The organism is Clostridium kluyveri DSM 555 (genome assembly GCF_000016505.1).
Lineage (GTDB): Bacteria > Bacillota > Clostridia > Clostridiales > Clostridiaceae > Clostridium_B > Clostridium_B kluyveri.
Window position 1 is genome coordinate 995873 of record NC_009706.1, and the last position, 15633, is coordinate 1011505.

Genomic DNA, 15633 nt, shown 5'->3' on the forward strand with positions numbered 1-15633 from the left:
TCCCACTTTAAAGAAGATAGGAGTATTAACTACTGCCACCTTGGGAAATTTTTATTTATATATATCCACTAAAAGGCCACTTATATCATCAATAGTAGCGGCTATATTTAAATTTTCCTTCTGTTCGTTCATTAATAGTTCAGTAAGTTCTTCCAGTTTTCTGTCTATGGTATCTACGGTTATAAAATATTGTGTTTGCCAAAAGCTTATGTCTTTTTTTACATTATACATATACTTTAATACTGACTCCAGATATTCTTGTATCATCTTTTTGTAACTTCTAACGTCTGCATAACATTTTGTTATGGATAGTCTATTCCCCTTTTTCTTAATATTATCAAACATGTTTTTTAGTTCTTGTTCTGACTTTTTTTCCATCTGAGAATTAAAGCTCTGAGAAAAATCCTTTTTTATTTTTATGCTTTTATTCTTAGAAGAAGGGGCAGAAGATCTACCGATTCTAGAAACTTCCATAATTTACCTCCGTGCTTTTATTAGAATATACTTATAAATTATTATATATAATATTTTCATAAAAATATAGTGAATTATATTAAAAATTATATCAAAAATAAAGTTAATCTGTAATAATTATTTGAAATAGGTATAAGAATATATTAAGTTCAAAAAATACAATAAAGGGTAGGTGATTTTATGTGGTTCAAAAAAAGTATCCAGGAGGTAATACAGGAATTAGATACAGATTCCATAAATGGTATTACCAGTAAAGAAGCAAAAATTAGAATAGAAAAATATGGACAAAATAAATTAGCAGAAAAAAAGAAAAAGTCAATTTTAATACTTTTATTTGAACAGATAAACGATGTTCTTATATATATACTTTTGGCTGCGGCAGTAGTTTCTGCATTACTTAATGAAATAAGTGATGCAATTATAATAGGTATTGTAATTATACTAAATGCAGTTATAGGTTTGATTCAGGAGTCAAAAGCAGAAAAGGCACTGGAATCTTTAAAAAAGCTTTCTGTACCTAAGGCACTGGTGAAAAGAGATGGAAGAATTATAGAAATTTCTTCAGAAGATGTAGTGCTTGGGGATATAGTAATTTTAGATGCAGGTAAATATGTTCCCTGTGATTTAAGGTTAATAGAGAGTGCAAATTTGAAAATAGAAGAATCAGCATTAACAGGAGAATCTGTACCTTCGGAGAAATATGCAGAGGATACTTTAAAAGAAGATGATGTAGCTCTTGGAGATCAGAGAAATATGGCTTTTATGTCTACATTGGTTACTTATGGCAGGGGAGTGGGAGTGGTTGTAGCTGTAGGTATGGACACAGAAATAGGCAAAATAGCCAAGATGCTTCATGACGATAGTAAAAATTTGACTCCTCTTCAGGAAAAATTGGCACAGCTGGGAAAAATGCTAGGTTTTGTAGTACTTATAATTTGTATTCTTATGTTTGCAGTAGCTGTGATTCAAAAGAGAGACTTATTCGAAATGTTTTTAACTGCTATAAGTCTTGCTGTAGCTGCTATTCCGGAAGGACTTCCAGCTATGGTTACCATAGTACTTGCAGTTGGGGTACAGAGAATGATAAAGAAGAATGCTATAGTGAGAAAGCTTCCTGCTATAGAGACATTGGGGTCTGTAAATATAATATGTTCTGACAAGACTGGAACTCTAACTCAAAATAAAATGACAGTTACAAAGTTTTATGCGGATGATACCTTAGATAATATCCTAAAGTTAGATGCAAATAATTTTATACATAAGAGACTTATAGAAAATATGGTACTTTGTAATGATGCTACTTATTCAGAGGATTCACAAACAGGAGATCCAACAGAAATTGCACTTTTAGAACTTGGCTTTAAGTTTAATATATTTAAAGATAGTGAAAGTAAAGAGCATATCAGAGTAAATGAAATACCTTTTGATTCTGATAGGAAGCTCATGACCACTTTAAATGAATATGGGGATAAGTATCATGTGATTACAAAAGGGGCAGTAGATAATCTAATAAAAATCTGCAGTTATATATATTTGGGAGGTCATGTAGTAGATTTTACAGAAGAATTGAAATCTAAAGTAATAAAAGCTTCCGATTCGATGTCAAAAGATGCTCTTAGAGTACTTGCAACTGCAGTTAAGATAGAGGATTCATCAGATATTAAAATTGATTCCATGGAAAGTGAATTGATCTTTGTAGGACTTGTGGGAATGATAGATCCACCTAGAGAAAATGTAAAAAAATCCATAGAAGAATGTAAAAACTCTGGTATAAGAACTGTTATGATTACAGGCGACCATAAAAACACTGCCTATGCCATAGCAAAAGAACTGGGTATAGCAGAGGATAGTTCACAGGTAATACTGGGAGCAGAATTTGATAGGATGTTAGAAGATGAAGTTGTAGACAAAATTGATAATCTAAGAGTTTTTGCAAGGGTGTCTCCAGAGCACAAGGTAAGAATAGTTAAGTCTTTAAAGGAAAAAGGGAATATAGTATCTATGACTGGAGATGGCGTAAATGACGCACCATCTTTAAAGGCTGCAGATATAGGAGTAGCTATGGGTATTACAGGAACTGATGTGGCAAAGGGTGCCTCTGATATGATACTTACAGATGATAACTTTTCAACTATTGTGGAAGCTGTAAAGGAAGGAAGAAATATATACAATAATATAAGAAAATCTATAACATTTCTTCTTTCCTGTAATATAGGAGAGATAATAGCTTTATTTATAGGAATAATCTTAGGGTGGCCTGCAGTCTTAAGACCTATTCATCTTCTCTGGGTAAATCTTATAACAGATAGTCTGCCAGCTTTGGCATTGGGAGTAGATCCAGATGATCCTGATATAATGAAAGAAAAACCTAGAGATCAAAAAGAGGGATTATTTTCAGGAAGAAATGGTGCTTTCCTGGTAGGAAACGGTATTTTAATAGGTATAATTACCTTGTTTGCCTTTTATATAGGAATTAAGATATATCCAAATTCTGTTACACATGCACAGACTATGTCTTTTGTGGTACTTAGTATATCTCAATTGATTTATACTTTAAGCATAAGGCATAATAAAAAATCCATATTTGAAATTGGGGTTTTCACCAATAAATATTTAATAGGGGCTATAATTTTAGGTATAATACTTCAGAATATAGTTATTACAGTACCTTTCTTAGCTTCAGTATTTAAAGTATTTACTCTTACACCAAATGACTGGATGTTTGTCATTCTCCTGTCACTTATACCTCTTATTATAAATGAAATTGCAAAAATAATTTATAATAAAATAGAAAGAAAGTAATAATTTATTTCTAAGCTTTAAGAATATTTAATTTTTAAAGCTTAGAAATTTAAAAAATCTTTTAAAGCTTTTTCAGTTTTGTGCCTTTCTCATCCTGTGTTATTAAGTTTCTTTTCATAAGTCCGCCTAAGGCATTTTTAAAGTAATTTTTACTTTCATGAAAAACACGTTTTATATCTTCAGGAGAGCTCTTGTCATTATAAGGCATAAAACCGTTATGATTTTTCAGATAATTTAAAATAGATTCTTCCAAAGATATTCTTTCATATTTGGGTGTTTTTCTTGGAGTAAGACTCAGTTTGCCGTCTTCATATATGTTCTTTATCCTAAGATTTAGTTCATCACCTGGATAAAGGGCTATATAATATTCGTTTTTTAGTATTACGCCTCTATAAAGATTATCTACAGCTATCATGGCACTGCCGTTAGTTTGAAATCCATAGACTATGCCAGTTACTTCAGAACCCATGGTATATTTTTGTTCTATTTGTTCTGGTTTAGTATCAGTTATTGTAAGGAGATATTTGTCTATATCTGTAGTGGCTGCTATTCTATTGGTTTTATCCAAATATATGTAAAAAAGATAATACTTTTCAGGAAGCAGTGGGTATTTTTGCTCTGAAAGGGGTACAAGAACATCTCTTTCCAGTCCTATGTCTATGAAACTTCCAAAACTTGTATTTGATACTACTTTTAAATAAGCAAGGCTTTCTACGGTAGCTTTAGGAGCCTTTAAAGTGGCTATTATCCTGTCTTTTGAATCTTTGTATATAAAAGCATTTACCTCATCTCCCACAGAGAGAAGCTCTTCTTCATCGTTACTTTTTGGAAGAAGTATATCGTCTCTAGTATTACCTGTTTTTCCGTCTAAATAATAACCAAAGGATGCTTTTCTCACTATTTTTAGAGTGTTGAATTTTCCTATAAGAACCAACTGTATTTCACTTCCTTTATATTTTGTGAATTTTATTCACAGCCTATTATATACTATTGTTATTATTATTGTCAGCAAAAATTATAATATATTTTTAAATATATATAAAGCGTGAGAATTCATATATCTTAAGAACAAATATTTTGTGTCTATACTTATAATGCATATAAGTATATAATAAGATTAGACTATTACCAAGGAGGAAGAAATATGTCATCAATGGATTTTATAAGGATAGCAGCAGCATGCCCTTTAACAAATGTAGCAGATATAGAATTTAATTTAAATAATATAAAAATATGTATAGATAAGGCTTTGACCGAAAAATCAAAGCTTGTGGTATTTCCGGAGCTTTCTATGACATCCTATACCTGTGCAGATCTTTTTGAACAGCAATTACTCCTGGAAAAATCCACAGAAGCTTTAAAAAATCTTTGTGATTATTCAAAGGATAAAGATATACTTATAGCAGTAGGAGCACCCCTTGTATTTAATTATTGTCTATACAATTGTGCATATGTAATATTCAATGGTGAACTTTTAGGCATTGTGCCTAAAAGTTATATTCCAAATTATGAAGAGTTCTATGAAAAAAGATGGTTTACAGAGGGGCTGCATATTATAGATGAAAGGGTGGATTTATATTTTCAAAAGGGTATACCTTTTGGAGTGAATTTAATATTTACCTGTGGGAAATTTAAATTTGCTTTTGAAATATGTGAAGACTTATGGGCTGTAATACCACCAAGCAGCTATTTAACTCTTATGGGTGCTAATATCATAGGAAATCTTTCTGCATCCAATGAAATTGTAAGCAAGTCTTTTTATAGAAGAAATCTGGTATCTTCTCAAAGTGCAAGATGTATGTGTTCCTATATGTATGTTTCATCTGGAGTATTTGAGTCTTCTACAGATCTGGTATTTAGTGGAGACCTGTGTATTTGTGAAAACGGTACATTATTAAAAGCCAATGAAAGATTTAACAGGGACAATGAAGTTATTACTTCAATTGTAGATTTGGGCAGATTGAATAATCAAAGGTTGAAAAATGTGAGCTTTAGAGATAATGTAAAGAAATGTTCACAGAGGCCTGTAAATATAGAATTTCAATTCGAAAATTTAGATTGTGGAGAATTTGATAGAAATATTGACAAACATCCTTTTGTACCCTCAAATGAATATGAGAGAGAAGCAAGATGCAGGGAAATATTTAATATACAGACTTCAGCTCTTGCAAAAAGAGTGAGTCATACTAATTTAAAAAAGGCAGTTATAGGTATATCCGGAGGGCTTGATTCTACATTAGCACTTCTAGTTACAGTAAAAACTTTTGACGTTCTTAAAATTTCAAGGAAAAATATAATAACCATAACTATGCCTGGATTTGGAACTACAGACAGGACTTATAATAATGCAGTAAGTTTATGTAAAAATTTAGGTACAGAATTTAGAGAAATAAATATAGTGGATGCTTGTCTTCAACATTTTAAGGATATATCTCATAACAGAGATATACATGATGTAACCTATGAAAATGTTCAGGCAAGGGAAAGAACTCAAATTATAATGGATATAGCCAATAAAGAAGGGGGCCTTGCAATTGGTACAGGGGATCTGTCGGAACTTGCCCTTGGATGGTGTACTTATAATGGAGATCATATGTCCATGTATGGAGTAAATTGTTCTGTTCCTAAAACTCTTGTGAGATATTTAGTTAGGTATGTTGCAGATAGGGAGGTTTCAAAAAATATAGGTGATATTTTAATAGATGTATTAAATACTCCTGTAAGTCCAGAATTACTTCCTAAAGGAAAAGACGGTGAAATATCTCAAAAAACTGAAGATATAGTAGGACCTTATGAACTTCATGATTTCTTTTTATATTATTTTGTAAGACATAATTATTCCCACAAAAAGATATTATTTTTAGCAAAACATGCATTTAAAGATGACTATGATATTAGCACTATTGAGAAATGGCTCAATATGTTTATAAGGAGATTCTTTACCCAGCAGTTTAAGCGTTCTGCAATTCCAGATGGTCCTAAGGTGGGTACTGTAAGTTTATCTCCAAGAGGTGACTGGAGAATGCCTTCAGATGCTAGTTTTAATTTATGGCTTAAATAAAAACAATTTTAGTAATGAAAGGAGGATATATGTATAATAGTATTATTTTATGGGCTATAATTGGAATAGCGGCTCTATCAGTAGATATAATAACAAGCAGTTTTTTATTTGTGTGGTTCACTGTGGGAGCCATTGGAGCAATTATAGCTGAAATATTGAATTACCCTTTTATAACTCAATTTATGGTATTTTTAGTAATTAGTGTAGTGCTTATAGCTATTTGTTATCCAATAGTAAAGAAAAATATTAAAAAGTATGTAAAACCCACTCCTCTCAGAGAAGAAACCTATGTGGGAAAAGAAGTTATTGTAGATGAAGAGATGGTTAAAAATAAAGCTTTAAGGATTGATGGAGTTTACTGGAATATAAAAAATCAGGGAGATACTTTAAAGAAGGGTGACACGGTGAAAGTGACTGCATTGGAGGGAAATAGATTAATCATAAAGAAAATATAGGTTGTGTATGTTAAGGCAATGATAAATTAATTATAGTTTAAGGAGGATAAGTATTATGGGTACAATTGTAATTTTAATTATTTTCATAATTATTCTGGCAGCGGTGATATCTTCTATTAAGATTGTAAATACTGGGTATGTTACAATTATAGAGAGACTAGGGCAATTTCACAGGACACTTGAACCAGGATGGCATTTCATAATTCCTTTTGTTGATTTTGTGAGAAGAAAAGTTTCAACTAAACAGCAGATACTTGATATTGAACCCCAAAGTGTTATAACTAAGGACAATGTAAAAATATCTATAGATAATGTTATTTTTTACAGAGTATTAAATCCAAAGGATGCTATATACAATATAGAAGATTATAGGGCAGGTATAGTTTTTTCAACTATTACTAATATGAGAAATATTGTAGGAAATATGACTTTAGATGAGGTGCTTTCAGGAAGAGATCAAATAAACGGAGAACTTTTAAGGGTGGTAGATGATATAACAGATGCTTATGGAATAAAAATATTATCTGTAGAGATCAAAAATATTATGCCTCCTGCTGAAATACAACAGGCCATGGAAAAACAGATGAGAGCTGAAAGAGATAAAAGGGCTGTAATACTTCAGGCAGAAGGACAAAAACAAAGTGACATAGCCAGAGCAGAAGGAGAAAAACAAGCTAAAATACTTCAAGCTGAGGCTGAAAAAGAAGCAAATATTAGAAGAGCAGAAGGACTTAGGCAATCTCAAATGTTAGAGGCAGAAGGTAAAGCAATGGCAATAAAATCTGTTGCAGAAGCAGAAGCAGAAGCTATTAATTTAGTAAATAGATCCATAATAGAGTCTGGTACAGATGAAAAGGTAATAGCTTTAAAACAAGTAGATGCATTGAAAGAAATGGCTAAAAATCCAGCAAATAAGCTTATACTTCCAAATGAAGCCATATCTTCTCTTGGAAATATGGCAGCAATAGCTGATATGCTTGCAGGTAAATAAAGCTAAATAATGTTTAAAGTGAAAATGGAGTGTGACAGGGATAACAAGATTAGCCTGTGGCACTCTATTTTTTATGCTATTTTATGTGGAATAGACAAGTAATTGTAATAATATAGAATATACTAATATATAATAGAATATCAAATGATTGTAAAGAAGATGATATTTAAAACTGAAACTAAAGAGGAAAATAGGATTTAATATTAAAAATAGATAAAGGGCGTGATATTTGTGAAAGCTATAATAATGGCAGGAGGAGAAGGAACTAGGTTAAGGCCCTTAACCTGTAACATACCTAAACCTATGATGCCCATTATGGGTAAACCTATAATGGAATATGCATTAGAATTACTTAAAAATGTGGGCATAGAAGATATTGGGGCTACCTTGCAATATTTACCGGATGAAATAATAAATTATTTTGGGGATGGCAGAGATTTTGGGGTTAATATAAGTTATTTCATAGAAGAAACACCTTTAGGCACTGCTGGAAGTGTTAAAAATGCAGAGGCATTTTTAAATGATACTTTTATTGTCATAAGCGGAGATGCCCTTACGGACATAGACTTATCCAGGGCCATTGCTTTTCACAAGAGAAAAGGTGCTGTGGCTACTTTAGTACTGAAGGAAGAATCAGTGCCCTTAGAATTTGGGGTGGTGGTTACAGATGACAAAGGAAAAGTAACCGGTTTTTTAGAGAAACCAGGATGGGGTGAAGTATTTAGTGACAAAATAAATACGGGAATATATATTTTAGAACCAGAAATATTTAAATATTATGAAAAAAATAAAAAATTTGATTTCAGTGGTAACCTTTTTCCGCTTCTTTTAAAAGAGAAGGTACCTGTTTTTGGGTATGTGGCAGAAGGTTACTGGTGTGATATAGGGAATATCGACCAGTATATGAAATGCCATTTTGATATATTGAAGGGACTTGCAAATATAAACATAAATGCAGAAAAATATGGTGAAGATATATGGATGGGAGAAGAATGTGAAATAAGTCCCCAGGCTAATATTTTAAAACCCGTATATATAGGAAGAGGCAGTAAAATATATAAAAATGCCCAGATTGGTCCTTATACTGTGTTGGGGGAAAATAACATTATTTCTCATGAAGCTACCATAAAAAGAAGTATACTTTTTAATAACTGTTATATAGGAGACAAGGCACAAATAAGAGGTGCTGTGCTTTGTAAAAAAGTTCAAATTGAATCTCAATGTTCTGTATTTGAAGAAGCTGCCCTTGGAAATGATACTATTATAAAAGACAAGGCTATAATAAAGCCTGGAGTTAAGATATGGCCAAATAAAATAATAGAAAGCGGTACTTTGGTAAATTCCAATATCATATGGAAAGAAAAAGCTTTAAAGTCTATTTTCGGGAAAAATGGTATTGGCGGAGAGATAAATGTAGATATAACTCCAGAATTTGTTTCAAAGCTTGGCTCTGCCTATGGTTCTATTCTAAAGGCAGATTCCAGAGTTGCCATAGCCTGCAGCGATAATGGGGCGGCACAGATGTTTAAATATTCTCTGGCTACAGGGCTTTTGTCCATGGGGATGGAGGTTATGGACTTAAAAAAAATGCCAATGGCCTTTATAAGACAGTCAATTCTTTTTTTTGGAGCTCAGGCAGGAATTTATGTATGTGTAAGTAGAAATGCCCCGGAAAAGGTTACTATAATATTTATGGATAAAAATGGACTTAATATAGATAGAGCAATGGAAAGAAAGATAGAAAGTAGTTTTATAAGAGAGGACTTTAGAAGAGTTAGATCAGATAAATTTAAACATATGGAGCATATATACAATTGTTTGGAATATTATGAAAGACAGCTTATAAATGGACTTTCTCTTGAAAATATAAAAATTCAAAAGTACAGAGCAGTTTTAAGTATAGAAGATCCTATGATATTTGAAGTAATTAGTGAAATTTTAAAGGAGCTTAAAGTTGAGGTAAAACTTTATGACAAATTTGGAGATACGGAAGGACTAGCTCAAAAAGTTGTAGAAGATAGTGCAAGTTTGGGAATTGAAATAGATGAAGAATGTAAAAGACCAGTTATTATAGATGAGAAAGGAAGTATAATAAAGGACAATCTATATGATGCCCTAAATGCATTGGTTATGCTTAAAACCCATGACATAAGAACTTTAGTAGTTCCGGTTACAGCCTCTTCTACCATGGAAAAACTGGCTAAAATATGCGGGTGTAAATTTATAAGAACCAAAACTGCCCACAAATTTATACTAGAAACTTATTTAAAAAATTCTCCTTATTTAAGTGAGAGGGATATGGTAAGTGCATATCTTATGACACTGGATGCAGTGAGTGTATGTGCCATGGTTATTAATTTTATGGCAAACTGTAATAGAACCCTTTCACAGATAACTTCTACTATTCCTCAATACTATACTTTCAAAAAAGAAATAAAGTGTCCATGGAATATGAAAGGGAAACTTATGAGAAACCTAATAGAAGAAAATATTTCAAAATCTATAGATTTAATTGAAGGGGTAAAACTTAATTTTGAAGATGGATGGGCCTTGGTACTGCCGGATGCAGATGAACCTTTATGTAAGATATATACAGAGTGCAGTGATTATAAAAAGCTCAATAAACTTACAGAGGACATTTTAACCAAAATTACTACCATAACTAAAGAATACTAAAATATCTTCTACTTGTTATTTATTTTTATATACTTTAAAATTATATATAACAGATTAAAAATAGTAAATAATATTAAAAGTAGGATTAATTTTTAGTAATATAGGTGTGATTGTATTATGAGTATAAGGTTTATATATGGAAGAGCAGGAAGCGGTAAAAGTCATTATTGTCTTGAAGATATTAAAAGAAGAATACAAGAAGTTAATGACAGAAATCTGATACTTTTAGTTCCAGAACAATTTTCTTTTCAGGCAGAAAAAAATTTAATAAAGTCAATAGGAGAAAAGGGAACTTTAAAAGCTCAAGTACTTAGTTTTAGAAGGATGGCGGAAAAAGTATTTGATGAAGTAGGAGGGGGAATTAAAAAATATATAAATGATGCGGGGAAAAATATACTTTTGTATAAAATAATAGAAGAAAACAAGAATAAATTAAAAGTTTACAAAACTTCTGCAAAAAAACAGGGTTTTGTAAACCTGGTTTCAGATATAATAGGAGAATTTAAGAAGTACAATATATCCCCGGAGTTTTTAAAGGAAAATTTAGATAGTATAGAAAATAAAAGTTTAAAAAATAAATTAGAAGATATAGGAATGTTATTTCTGGAATTTCAAAATAGGCTTAGCAAAAATTATATAGATTTAGAGGATACACTGCACATATTATGTGAAAAATTGGATAAATCCATTATTTTCAAGAATTCAGAGGTATGGATAGATGAATTTTCTACTTTTACTCCTCAGGAATACAGTATAATAGAAAAAATTATGTGTAGTGCATATAGAGTAAATATAACCTTGTGTATGGATGCATTGGGGGAATATTCAGAAAGAGAAAGCATAGACTTGTTTTTACCTATTAAAATTACAGAGCGAAATATTTTACAAATAGCAGAAAAAAATAATATAATCTACCAAAAACCAGTAAATTTAAGGTGCAGTCCCTGTTATAGATTTAAAAATAGTACTGCACTTCAACACCTTCAACATTCTTTGTTTTCATATCCTTATAAGAATTATGAGAAATCTACAGAGGACATAAATATATTTAAAGCTCTAAATAAATACACTGAAATAGATTATATTGCAAGAGATATAGTAAAAGCCTGTAGAGATAAAAATCTTAGATTTAAAGATATGGCAGTGGTTACAGGAGATTTAGATGAATATGAAAATTTAATAAAAGCAGTATTTAATCAATACGACATACCTTATTTTATAGATAAAAAAAGAGAAATTATCCATAATCAAATTGTAATTTTAATAATTTCTGCTGTTGAAATATTGGCTAAAAATTGGTCTTATGAGTCTGTATTCAGATATCTAAAAACAGGACTTTTGGATTTAGAATTTGATGATATAGATATTTTGGAGAATTATGTGCTGGCTAATGGAATAAGAGGAAGGCAATGGTTAGATACAAAACCCTGGAGTTTTAAAATAAATTACGGAAATTTTAAAGAAGATGACTCTGAGGAAGAACAAGAATATCTAAATAAAATAAATTGCATAAGGGATAAGGTGAGAGAACCAATATTAAAGCTTTCTAATGATATAAAGGGAAAGAAGAAAGGAAGACATATCTGTGAGGAACTTTATAATTTTTTATGTGAGTTAAAAATACCAGAAAAAGTAGAAGAACTTATAATAGAGTTTAGAAATACTGATAGATTAGATAAAGCAAATGAATACAGTCAGATTTGGGATATAGTAGTAGATGTACTAGATCAAATAGTAGATGTACTAGGGGAACAATCTTTTGGAATGGAAATATTCAATGAGGCACTTGAAATAGGATTTTCACAATATGAAATAGGGGTAATACCTCCTGCCTTAGATCAGGTTTTAGTAAGTAATATAACCAGAATAAAAAGTTATAATATAAGTGCACTCTACATAGCTGGAGTTAATGACGGAATCTTTCCTGTAACCATATCGCCGGAAGGGATTTTTACAGATCAGGACAGGGATGAACTTAAACAAAATGGATTGGAAATAGCACCTAATACGAGAAGTAGGGCTTTTGAAGAACAATTTTTAATATATGCTACATTAACTATAGTGGATAAATATCTAACATTGACTTATTCTATGAGTGATGAAGAAGGAAAAGCTAAAAGACCTTCTGTTGTTATATCTATGATAAAGAAGATATTTCCCAAATTACAGGAAAAAAGTAATTTGTTAGATGCATCAGGATATGAAGGGGGAATAGAAGCTGTAAACAGTCCCAAAGTCACTTTTAATATGTTAATTTCAAATATAAGAAGAAATTTAGGTCATAGGGAAAATATAAATTCACTTTGGATAGATGTTTATAGGTGGTACAGAGAACATGAAATCTGGAATAAAAGACTAGATACGGTATTAGGTGCATTTTATTACAATAATGAAATCAAAATTTCAGATTTAGTTAAGATTAGAAGGCTCTATGGAAAACATCTAAATATGAGTGTTTCAAGATTAGAGAAATTTGCACAATGCCCCTTTGGCTATTTTGTACAATACGGACTTAAAGTTAAAGACAGGAAAATGTACAGTTTAAGTGCTCCAGATTTGGGAAGCTTTATGCATGGTATACTTGAAAGATTTTCTATAGGTTTAAAACAAAAAAGTTTAACTTGGGAAAATGTAGATGAAAGATGTTGTGAAGAAAATATAAATGATTTAGTAGACAATGTTTTGTATGACAATCCTAATTCTATACTGAACAGTTCTAAAAAGTATAAGCATGTTACAGATAAATTAAAGAAAACTCTCACAAGGTCTGTGTGGCTCATAGCACAACATATGAAAAAAGGGAGATTTATACCTAGAGCCTATGAACTTGTCTTTGGGGAAATAGGTGATTTTCCTCCTATCTCAATAGAGTTAGATTCAGGAGAAAAGGTTAGTCTTACAGGAAAAGTAGATAGGGTGGATACAGCAAAAGAAGATATAATAACTTATATTAGAATAGTGGATTATAAATCAGGTACCCGGGAATTTAAACTTTCTGATGTATACTATGGTTTTCAATTACAACTTTTAATATATTTAGATGCCATACTTACAGAGTTTGATAAAATGACTAAAGGGAAATCTATTCCTGCAGGATTATTGTATTTTAAGTTGGAAGATCCTATAGTAAGGACTAAAGAAAATATACCTGACCATGAAATAGAAGATAGAATAACTAAGAGTTTAAAAATGAATGGATTGCTTTTAAATGATGTAAATGTAATAAGGCAGATGGATACCAGCATGGAAAAAAGTTCAGATATTATATCTGTTTCCATAAAGAAAGATGGAAATCTTTCTAAGTCTAAATCATCATTGGCCACAAGAAAGCAGTTTGAAATTCTAAGGAAGTACGTAAGAAGTACTATAGCGGATTTATGTAAAAAAATATTGACTGGAAATATAGAGGTTACCCCTTATAAAAATAAAACTAAAAATGGCTGTAGTTATTGTGAATATTCGGCTATATGTCAATTTGATACCTCTATAAAAGGAAATAAATATAGAATAATTGAAGATAAAAGTGATGAAGAAATATGGAAGCATATAGAAAATAAAGTTCAAGAATAGTGTGTTCGTAATTTTTGATTTAAATATACATTATAATTAGCATTGGAGGATAAAAAATGAGATTGTTACTGACTAACGATGATGGAATAATGGCAGAAGGAATACAGGTACTGGCTAAACACTTTGAAAAGGATAATGAAGTTATAATTGCGGCACCGGATGTACAAAGAAGTGGCAGCGGCCACTGTATAACTACTGTACCAGGTGAATTGATTATACAGGAAGTAAAACTTGAAGGAATAAATTCAAAAGCTTACAGTATTACTGGCACTCCTGCAGATTGTGCCAGATTAGGAGTGCGAAAATTAGGAAATAATCAAATAGATATGGTTATATCTGGAATAAATAATGGATTTAATCTAGGTATAGATTCCTTATATTCTGGAACTGTATCTGCAGCTATAGAAGCTGCTATATGCGAGACTCCTTCCATAGCTGTATCCCTTGATACTAAAGGAGGTAATTATGATTATAATATAGCGGCAGAATATGCCCTGGAAGTTTTCTCTATATATAAGGATAAGTATAAAAACAAAGATGAAAATGTAGTTTTAAGTTTAAATGTACCTTGCCTACCTAGAGAAAAAATAAAAGGTCTAAAGGTATGCAGAGTGGGGTTTAAATACCATTTGCAGGAAATATATGATAAAGGTGAAAAGACAGAAGAATTAAGCTATAATTACACGGATATATATTATGTAAAAAGAGGATATGCAGCACTTAGTCCCTTGCATTATGATTTAACTAATTATAAAATATTAGGGGATATTAATAATCTTTTTACTGAAAAATAATATGTATATGTTTAAACTGTACATTGTATTTTTTATATAAACTCTAATTATACAAAACAAGAGGAGGAAAATTTTTAATGAAACTATTTATAGATACTGCTAATGTGGATGAAATAAGAAAAGCAAATGATATGGGCATAATATGTGGAGTTACAACTAATCCTTCCTTAATTGCTAAGGAAGGTAGAAATTTTAAAGAAGTAGTAAAAGAAATAACTGATATAGTAGATGGTCCTATAAGTGCAGAAGTAATAAGTTTAGAATGGAAAGAAATGGTAAAAGAGGCCAGGGAACTTGTGAAAATACATAAAAATATTGTAATAAAGATTCCAATGACACAAGAGGGCTTAAAAGCAGTAAAAGTTCTTTCACAGGAAGAAATAAAGACAAATGTAACTCTAATTTTTTCTGCAGCACAGGCGCTTTTGGCTGCAAAAGCTGGAGCTTCATATGTAAGCCCTTTTCTTGGAAGATTAGATGATGTAGGTATGGATGGAATTAAATTAATAGAGGAAATAGTAACTATATTTAAAGTTCAGAATATAGTTACTGAAATTATAGCTGCTAGTATAAGAGGACCTATACATGTAGTTAAATGTGCTGCTTTGGGTTCTCATATTGCTACAGTTCCATATAAGGTTTTAGTGCAGATGTGTAAGCACCCTTTGACTGATATTGGTATAGAAAGATTTCTTAAAGATTGGGAAAGTGTTCCTGACAAATAGTATATTATATAATTACTAAATTTGTTACTAATTATATAATAAAATTTTAAGAATACATAGTTGACATAATAAATTGGTTGTTATA

At 30.9% G+C, this 15633-nt stretch carries 10 protein-coding genes; 8 read left to right on the forward strand and 2 right to left on the reverse strand.

Annotated features, from left to right (window positions below; translation table 11 throughout):
* Window positions 1-51 precede the first annotated feature (51 nt).
* Window positions 52-474, reverse strand: a complete 423-nt coding sequence (locus CKL_RS04865; protein ID WP_012101361.1) for a YaaR family protein — start codon at window positions 472-474, stop codon at window positions 52-54.
* A 180-nt stretch (window positions 475-654) separates the two neighbouring features.
* Between CKL_RS04865 and CKL_RS04870 the strand changes: the two genes are divergently transcribed.
* Window positions 655-3276, forward strand: a complete 2622-nt coding sequence (locus CKL_RS04870; protein WP_012101362.1) for a calcium-translocating P-type ATPase, PMCA-type — start codon at window positions 655-657, stop codon at window positions 3274-3276.
* 61 nt (window positions 3277-3337) lie between these two features.
* Here CKL_RS04870 and CKL_RS04875 read toward each other — a convergent pair whose 3' ends face one another.
* A complete protein-coding gene (locus tag CKL_RS04875; protein WP_012101363.1) occupies window positions 3338-4210 on the reverse strand; it encodes a CvfB family protein in 873 nt (290 codons plus the stop codon).
* Window positions 4211-4420: 210 nt separating this feature from the next.
* Between CKL_RS04875 and CKL_RS04880 the strand changes: the two genes are divergently transcribed.
* The 7 genes from CKL_RS04880 to fsa all read left to right on the forward strand — a co-directional run bounded on the left by CKL_RS04880 (window position 4421) and on the right by fsa (window position 15548).
* Entirely contained in the window at window positions 4421-6337 is a 1917-nt protein-coding gene (locus tag CKL_RS04880) for an NAD(+) synthase (RefSeq protein WP_012101364.1), read from the forward strand.
* A gap of 29 nt (window positions 6338-6366) precedes the next feature.
* Entirely contained in the window at window positions 6367-6792 is a 426-nt protein-coding gene (locus tag CKL_RS04885; RefSeq protein ID WP_012101365.1) for an NfeD family protein, read from the forward strand.
* Window positions 6793-6847: 55 nt separating this feature from the next.
* On the forward strand, window positions 6848-7783 hold the full coding sequence (locus CKL_RS04890; protein WP_012101366.1) for an SPFH domain-containing protein: 936 nt from the start codon (window positions 6848-6850) through the stop codon (window positions 7781-7783).
* Window positions 7784-8014: 231 nt separating this feature from the next.
* On the forward strand, window positions 8015-10459 hold the full coding sequence (locus CKL_RS04895; protein ID WP_012101367.1) for a mannose-1-phosphate guanyltransferase: 2445 nt from the start codon (window positions 8015-8017) through the stop codon (window positions 10457-10459).
* Window positions 10460-10576: 117 nt separating this feature from the next.
* Complete coding sequence (gene addB / locus CKL_RS04900) at window positions 10577-14029, forward strand: helicase-exonuclease AddAB subunit AddB (protein ID WP_012101368.1); 3453 nt, start codon at window positions 10577-10579, stop codon at window positions 14027-14029.
* A gap of 56 nt (window positions 14030-14085) precedes the next feature.
* Complete coding sequence (surE, locus tag CKL_RS04905; protein WP_012101369.1) at window positions 14086-14823, forward strand: 5'/3'-nucleotidase SurE; 738 nt, start codon at window positions 14086-14088, stop codon at window positions 14821-14823.
* 77 nt (window positions 14824-14900) lie between these two features.
* Window positions 14901-15548, forward strand: a complete 648-nt coding sequence (gene fsa, locus CKL_RS04910) for a fructose-6-phosphate aldolase (protein WP_012101370.1) — start codon at window positions 14901-14903, stop codon at window positions 15546-15548.
* The last annotated feature ends 85 nt before the right edge of the window (window positions 15549-15633 follow it).

Excerpts from the sequence above, each read along its gene's own strand:
- fsa (WP_012101370.1), top strand. The coding sequence starts at position 14,901 with ATGAAACTATTTATAGATACTGCTAATGTGGATGAAATAAGAAAAGCA.
- addB (WP_012101368.1), top strand. The coding sequence starts at position 10,577 with ATGAGTATAAGGTTTATATATGGAAGAGCAGGAAGCGGTAAAAGTCAT.
- CKL_RS04880 (WP_012101364.1), top strand. The coding sequence starts at position 4,421 with ATGTCATCAATGGATTTTATAAGGATAGCAGCAGCATGCCCTTTAACA.
- CKL_RS04885 (WP_012101365.1), top strand. The coding sequence starts at position 6,367 with ATGTATAATAGTATTATTTTATGGGCTATAATTGGAATAGCGGCTCTA.
- CKL_RS04865 (WP_012101361.1), bottom strand. The coding sequence starts at position 474 with ATGGAAGTTTCTAGAATCGGTAGATCTTCTGCCCCTTCTTCTAAGAAT.
- surE (WP_012101369.1), top strand. The coding sequence starts at position 14,086 with ATGAGATTGTTACTGACTAACGATGATGGAATAATGGCAGAAGGAATA.
- CKL_RS04870 (WP_012101362.1), top strand. The coding sequence starts at position 655 with ATGTGGTTCAAAAAAAGTATCCAGGAGGTAATACAGGAATTAGATACA.
- CKL_RS04890 (WP_012101366.1), top strand. The coding sequence starts at position 6,848 with ATGGGTACAATTGTAATTTTAATTATTTTCATAATTATTCTGGCAGCG.